A 6,421-nucleotide genomic window follows, 5' to 3' on the forward strand; every position below is an offset into this window, starting at 1 on the left:
AATACAGAAGCATTCTCATCGGTAAACAAGATTTGGAGGAACCATGCGCACAACTATCGAACAATTGCAGCCCACTATTTTTTCACTGTACGAATACTTGCACCAGCATCCAGAAATAAGCTGGCAAGAGGTGCAAACGACCGCGTATGTGGCCGAGCTTTTGCAGAAATACAACTGCCGTGTCACTACGTTTGAGGATGTACCTGGGGTTGTTGCAGAATGGGGAAGTAACACTCCAGGCTCGTTGACAGTCGGTGTCCGCGCCGACATGGATGCATTATGGCAGGAAGTAAACGGCGTGTTTCAAGCGAATCACTCATGTGGTCATGATGCTCACATGACGATGGTTCTAGGCGTTCTTATGGTTCTGCAAGCGAGAAACATCGAGCTGCCCGGCAGATTGAAGCTGATCTTTCAGCCTGCTGAGGAAAGCGGAAATGGCGCTTTGGCGCTCGTAAATAAAAAGGTCGTGGACGATGTCGACTATTTGTATGGTGTCCATCTGCGTCCTGTACAGGAAATCCCTAACGGTACAGCTGCCTCTGCCATTTTGCATGGGGCGGCAGGTACGATTGCCGGTCAAATTAAAGGAGACGATGCTCACGGCGCACGTCCCCATCTTGGGGTCAATGCGATTGAGGTCGTGTCTACCATCGTCGAGCAGCTCAAAGGAATTCATTTGGACCCACTCGTCCCTTACTCTGTCAAAATGACGCAGCTGAGTGCAGGTGGAAAAAACTCCAACATCATTCCTGGCTCCGCGCAGTTCCTGCTTGATCTGCGCGCTCAAACAAACGAAATCATGCACGCTCTCTTTGCCAAGGTAGAGCATATCCTCACGCAGGTTTCCCAGCTCTATGGGGTCAATCTGACTTATGATATTACAGAGCGGGTATATGCAGCCGAGGTAAATGAAGAAGCGCGTGTGATTATGGCTGATGCCATCACCAAGACTTTGGGAGCCGAGCAGCTCCAGCCGCCTATCCAAACACCTGGTGCAGAAGATTTCCATTACTACACCAAGGAACGCCCGCATTTGCGGGCAACGATGCTCGGTCTGGGCTGTGGCCTCGCTCCTGGTCTACATCATCCACAGATGACTTTTGAAAAATCAGCTTTGCTTGACGGAATTGAAATTTTGACAAGAGCGGTACTCACCACCTTTGAACGATACGGTACCAAGTAGGTTTGCCTTCAAGGTTCACTGCCAACACCCATCCCATTGTTGAGGAGATATGGACATGAAAATCGAACGCGTTGATCTGCAAAGAATCAAGATACCGCTGAATTCGCCTTTTGAAACCAGCATGGGAATCGAAACCCACAAAGAATGTATCCTCGTTCGCGCCTACAGTGATGGTCATGTCGGTTTTGGAGAAAGCGTTGCGATGGATGTCCCTGTCTACAACGAAGAAGATGTGGACACTGTATGGTACATGCTGGAGAAGTATTTGATCCCCCAGCTGTTCTCTCGTGAGATTGAGCACCCTGATGACGTATCTCGCCTGTTCTCCTGGATGCGCCGTAATCATATGGCCAAAGCAGCGCTTGAAGGGGCTGTCTGGGACTTGTACGCGAAAAAGAACGGCGTCTCCCTCTCTCAAGCATTGGGTGGCACTCGCTCTACCATTGATGTGGGCGTCAGTATCGGAATTGAGCCCACAATCGAAAAGCTGCTGCAACGCGTAGATGGCTTCATCCGTGACGGCTACAAGAAAATCAAGGTGAAGATCAAGCCTGGCTTTGATGTAGAACCGATGCGCGCCATCCGTCATACATTCGGACCAGATGTACCTTTGATGGCAGACGCCAACTCCGCCTATACGTTGAAAGATATGGAGATGCTAAAAGCGTTGGATGACTTTGGACTGATCATGATCGAGCAGCCTTTGGCCCATGACGATATCATCGACCATGCGACACTGCAACGTGAGCTGAAGACACCGATCTGCCTCGACGAAAGTATCCATACGGTAGAAGACGCACGCAAAGCGATTGAGCTGGGCAGCTGCCGCATCATCAACATCAAAATCGGTCGTGTAGGCGGTCTGACAGATGCCAAGAAGATTCATGACCTGTGTGCAGAGCGCAGCATTCCGGTATGGTGTGGCGGTATGCTGGAAGCCGGTATTGGCCGCGCTCACAATATCGCGATGGCGTCACTTGGCAACTTCACGATCGCAGGAGATACTTCTCCATCGAATCGTTACTTTGTCCAAGACATTGTGACACCGATGATCGATTTTGCTGCACCAGGCGTTTTGGACGTCCCAACAGCACCAGGCATAGGCTTTGGCATTAATGAGCAGGCGATTTTAGATGCGCTCGTGGAGCACAAAAGCTATTTTGCCAATCGTGAATCGACGACGACTGTCATACCGAACTATTGATTCAGTGAAAAAAGAGGAGAGCCTATATTGGCCTCCTCTTTCTTTTGCTTGCTCCCTGCCCTAGTCCATAATCGTCAATAGCTTGCATAAATTCCGCTCTGCTGCTGCCCTTTTTTCAACAGGCAAACGCTTGAGTAGATCAAGAGCCGCGTAGGGCAGCTTCAGAGCGTGCGGGTCGCTGTACGTCTTTTCCCAAAATACAGGTGAAAAAATGTTTGCAAAGGCAGGTTCCTTGACCTCATCCTCCAACACATAGTCAGGTATCTGTCTATTGAGATACATCTGCACACGATGATTGCGTATGCCAGGCGTCACTAGCTCCCCGTATCCGAACCGCTCTAAATCAGTCAATGCTTGTGCATGGGTGACGCTGTGAACGACCTCTCCGGCAAAATGATAGCGCAGCCCATCAATGACACGCCCCGGTATGACTGTATGCAGTTCATCAAATGCCCGCTCAGCCATCTCGAATGTGGTATGATACGGCTCAATGCCATCTATTTCTGCCTCTGTTATTTCAAAATAGTTTGCAATTCCCCAGTAACGGGTTTGCCTATCCTCTGTCGTCGCTTTTAGCAGCTTGACTAATCCATCTACTATACTGGGTCTGATCAAATCTGGTCGCTCTCTCAGCGCCTTCAGGGCAAGTACTCCTAGCGCCAAGCCATGCCCAGAGGTGCGTAGCTGTGCAACATTGTCTTCCAGTCCGGCAACGACTTGATCTAACAGAGTGGCGTCAGGTGCCTCGTCTTCATCGATTGGTAAAAACCAGTCTGGTTGCTGGGCGCGATACGCTTCACAGGTTCGCTCAATGCCAGCTTTGACATGCTCCGGCAATTCATGCTCCTGATTCATGTAATAGCCGGCAAGCAGCGCTGCCCCATAATGTCCCCCGAACCATCCCGCCGTGGCAGCACGCGCCATTGCCACTACACCAAGCTCTACATACGTATCCAACAGTCTCATCACTCATCCTCCTTTTTCCAGTTGCTTATCGTTATCATATAATAAACTTTTTGGTTTGTTAAGTATAAAATATAAAATAAATCCGTTTCAAAAATAAAAAACTCCGATGCATCTTCGGAGTTTCTTAGCTCATGAGCATGATATGATTTTCTTAATCAAGCTTAAAAACGACTTCGTCTGTAGCAGGCAGGTAATCGACTAACAAGCCTTTGCCATTCATGTACCACAGCTCGTCCTGTTCCATATAAAAGGTAATTCCATCTACTACTGTGGAGAGTCCTGCTTCATTTGGTTGTTCTTTTGCGATTCCCATGGAAAACGAGTCCTGTACCGTGCTAACGCCTCCGTAACGGACGAAAAAGCGGATGCTGTCTCCCTCCTGACATCCCCACTCCTCTCGAAACCATGCGAGAGCTGCTGAAGTTACTGTAAGTTTCATAGAAGCGCCACTCCTTTCTCTACATTTGTAGTTTACATCACTTTCTAAATATGTAAAGTAAGAAAGTATAATAAACTGTTACAAAGGAAGTAAAAATAACCGATCCCTTTTTTATCGGAAATCGGCCACCTTCTTTTATCCTTATTGCCTCATCGGAAGTGTAACCAAAAAACTGGTTCCTATCCCTTCCTCACTACTCACCTGTATTTTCCCATGATGCGCATCTACAATCCACTTCGCAATGGACAGCCCTAACCCTGTCCCTTCTGTAGATCGGGAGCGCATCTTGTCCACCCGATAAAAACGGTCAAACAAATAAGGAATATCCTCCTTGGGAATTCCTATCCCTGTATCTTTTACAAGCACAACGACACGCTGTCCTTCCCGTTTACAGGAGACAAAAATCTTGCCGTGCTCATTCGTGTACTTCAGCGCATTATCCAGTAAGATGACAAGCAGCTGATGCAGTCGCTCTTCATCTCCATCCATTTCCAATGGCTGCTCAATTTCCGTTTCCAAGCTGATTTCTTTCACGATGGCGAGCTGAGTAAAGACTTGGGTACATTTTTGGACAATTTCGTCCAACCTAAACTTTTGCGGCATGATTTGCAGCTCATTCGAATCACTGCGAGCCAGCGTCAATAAATCGGAGACAAGCTTGCTCAAGCGCCGCGTCTCCTGCATCCCGACCATGATTTTTTCACTTTCCTGCTCAATCGTATGGTCTGGATAACGGAATAGCCGCTCTAAATTAACAAGAATCGCCGCCAAGGGCGTTCTCAGCTCATGCGAAGCGTCAGCAATGAATTGCTGTTGTTTTTCCCACGAGACCTGAATCGGAACGAGTGCCCTTCTCGCGAGGAACAGGCCAACCACCATCGCGATAACGATGCTGACGGCACCGCCAATTACGACTACATACAACAAGCTGCTCAGCATTTTTTGTTCTTGCTCCAGATTGTAGATCAACTGAAATTGGCTCGATACTTGGGGTCTGTTCCCGACAATGACTTTTTTGGGCATCGTGACCGTCTGTACGCGATAAACTTGTCCGTTCACAGAAAGCGTTTCTATCCCATCAGGCTGACCCATGTGGCGAAACCCAGGGAAATCCTCCGGCTCCAAACGCTCTCCGAAAGCTGTACCCATTACCTCGCCTGATCCATCCCAAACGAGCAGGACATATCTGCGCTCCAACTCCCCAAATTTCTTTCGCTCCTGACGATTGTAGGGAAAGGCATCCTCATTTACCCGTTGAAGGCGCGGCAGCGGATCTAGGATGAGTCGCTCGGTCACCTTTTCCAGCTCGCGATCTACCTGCGAGTACAAGCGATACTGCATCGTATAGTAGACGGCGCTTCCCAAACCGTTCAATAACAGAAATACAACAATGACATTCAATGTCACCAGACGAATTCTGGTTTTTTGAAACATTACCGTTCATCCTTTTTCAAAATGTAACCCACATTGCGGATGGTTCGGATAAAGCCTTCATGAGGACCCAGCTTTTTGCGCAGATAGTGAACATATAGATCTACCACCCCGTAGTTCGCATCAGAATCAATTCCCCACACCCGATCGAATATTTGCTGACGCGTTAAGATTTGCTCCCGATTTTGCAAAAAGTACTTTAACAGCTCGAACTCCTTTGTCGTGAGCTTCATCGGTTCATCGTCAACAAAACCATCGTACTCATTTATTTTTAGAGCAATTGGCCCGTAAGCCATTTCTCCCTCGGCTCCTGTTTTACCATGACGTCGCAAAAGTGCCCGTACCCGCGCAGTTAATTCCTCCGTCGCAAAGGGCTTTACCAAATAATCATCTGCACCCGCATCCAGACCTTCCACCCTGGCTTGGACGCTATCTTTTGCCGTCAAAAATAGCACAGGTGTCATAATGCCCTTGGCACGCAAGGTTTTAACCAGCGTCATTCCATCCATTCCGGGCATCATAATATCGAGCACTAATAGATCATAGATACCCCGCTGCGCAAGCAGAAGTCCATCATCCCCGCGCTCGGCTGTATCTACTTGATAGCCTTCATCCGTCAGCACTCCAGCAATCGCCTGAAGCAGAGCTTGTTCATCCTCGACTGCAAGAATTAACATATGGTTATCCCTCTTTCGTTTAAAAAAACTACCTGTTCCAGGAGCTCAGATTCAGCATAGCATAGATGCCAAAAATCACAATGAGAGCAAGCTGACTGGAAAAAAGTAAACAGAACAGGCATACTTATCGATATTCACATTAGAGCATAACTTTTTTGGATTCAGATTTGAGAACAGAACAGGCTACAACAAAAAAGCTGTATTCGCCATTACTTTTTCAAGTAATCGTGAATACAGCTTTTCGCTTCATTCCTTCAAAACTGAATACGCATGCTTGCTAAGAGTGTGTGGATAAGTCCTCGACCGATTAGTATTCGTCAGCTCCACGTGTTACCACGCTTCCACACCGAACCTATCAACCTCATCGTCTATGAGGGGTCTTACCAGCTTACGCTGTGGGAAGTCTCATCTTGGAGGGGGCTTCACGCTTAGATGCTTTCAGCGCTTATCCCTTCCGCACATAGCTACCCAGCTGTGCCACTGGCGTGACAACTGGTGCACCAGCGGTGCGTCCATCC

6 protein-coding genes and 1 rRNA gene are annotated in these 6,421 nt (G+C 48.2%); 2 read left to right on the forward strand and 5 right to left on the reverse strand.

Translation table 11 applies throughout. From position 1 onward, the window contains the following. Positions 1-43: 43 nt before the first annotated feature. Positions 44-1,186 (forward strand): M20 peptidase aminoacylase family protein, encoded by a 1,143-nt coding sequence (locus C3B52_RS20040; protein WP_103108172.1) that lies wholly within the window; start codon positions 44-46, stop codon positions 1,184-1,186. A 55-nt stretch (positions 1,187-1,241) separates the two neighbouring features. Next, positions 1,242-2,390 carry an o-succinylbenzoate synthase gene (gene menC / locus C3B52_RS20045; RefSeq protein WP_103108173.1) on the forward strand — a complete coding sequence of 383 codons (1,149 nt, stop codon included), beginning with the start codon at positions 1,242-1,244 and terminating at the stop codon, positions 2,388-2,390. Positions 2,391-2,450: 60 nt separating this feature from the next. Here menC and C3B52_RS20050 read toward each other — a convergent pair whose 3' ends face one another. The 5 genes from C3B52_RS20050 to C3B52_RS20070 form a co-directional block, all read right to left on the reverse strand. After that, positions 2,451-3,356 (reverse strand): hypothetical protein, encoded by a 906-nt coding sequence (locus tag C3B52_RS20050; RefSeq protein WP_103108174.1) that lies wholly within the window; start codon positions 3,354-3,356, stop codon positions 2,451-2,453. Between the two features lie 151 nt (positions 3,357-3,507). After that, the gene (locus C3B52_RS20055; RefSeq protein ID WP_103108175.1) at positions 3,508-3,795 is read right to left on the reverse strand and encodes a HesB/YadR/YfhF family protein; all 288 of its coding nucleotides are present in this window, start codon (positions 3,793-3,795) and stop codon (positions 3,508-3,510) included. 141 nt (positions 3,796-3,936) lie between these two features. Then, on the reverse strand, positions 3,937-5,229 hold the full coding sequence (locus tag C3B52_RS20060) for a sensor histidine kinase (protein WP_103108176.1): 1,293 nt from the start codon (positions 5,227-5,229) through the stop codon (positions 3,937-3,939). Continuing rightward, positions 5,229-5,903 (reverse strand): response regulator transcription factor, encoded by a 675-nt coding sequence (locus C3B52_RS20065; RefSeq protein WP_103108177.1) that lies wholly within the window; start codon positions 5,901-5,903, stop codon positions 5,229-5,231. Before C3B52_RS20065 ends, C3B52_RS20060 begins: the two co-directional genes overlap by 1 nt. A gap of 287 nt (positions 5,904-6,190) precedes the next feature. Further along, positions 6,191-6,421 (reverse strand): 23S ribosomal RNA (locus C3B52_RS20070); the annotation flags it as partial.

The sequence above is a fragment of the Brevibacillus reuszeri genome (assembly GCF_002897295.1).
GTDB lineage: Bacteria > Bacillota > Bacilli > Brevibacillales > Brevibacillaceae > Brevibacillus > Brevibacillus reuszeri_A.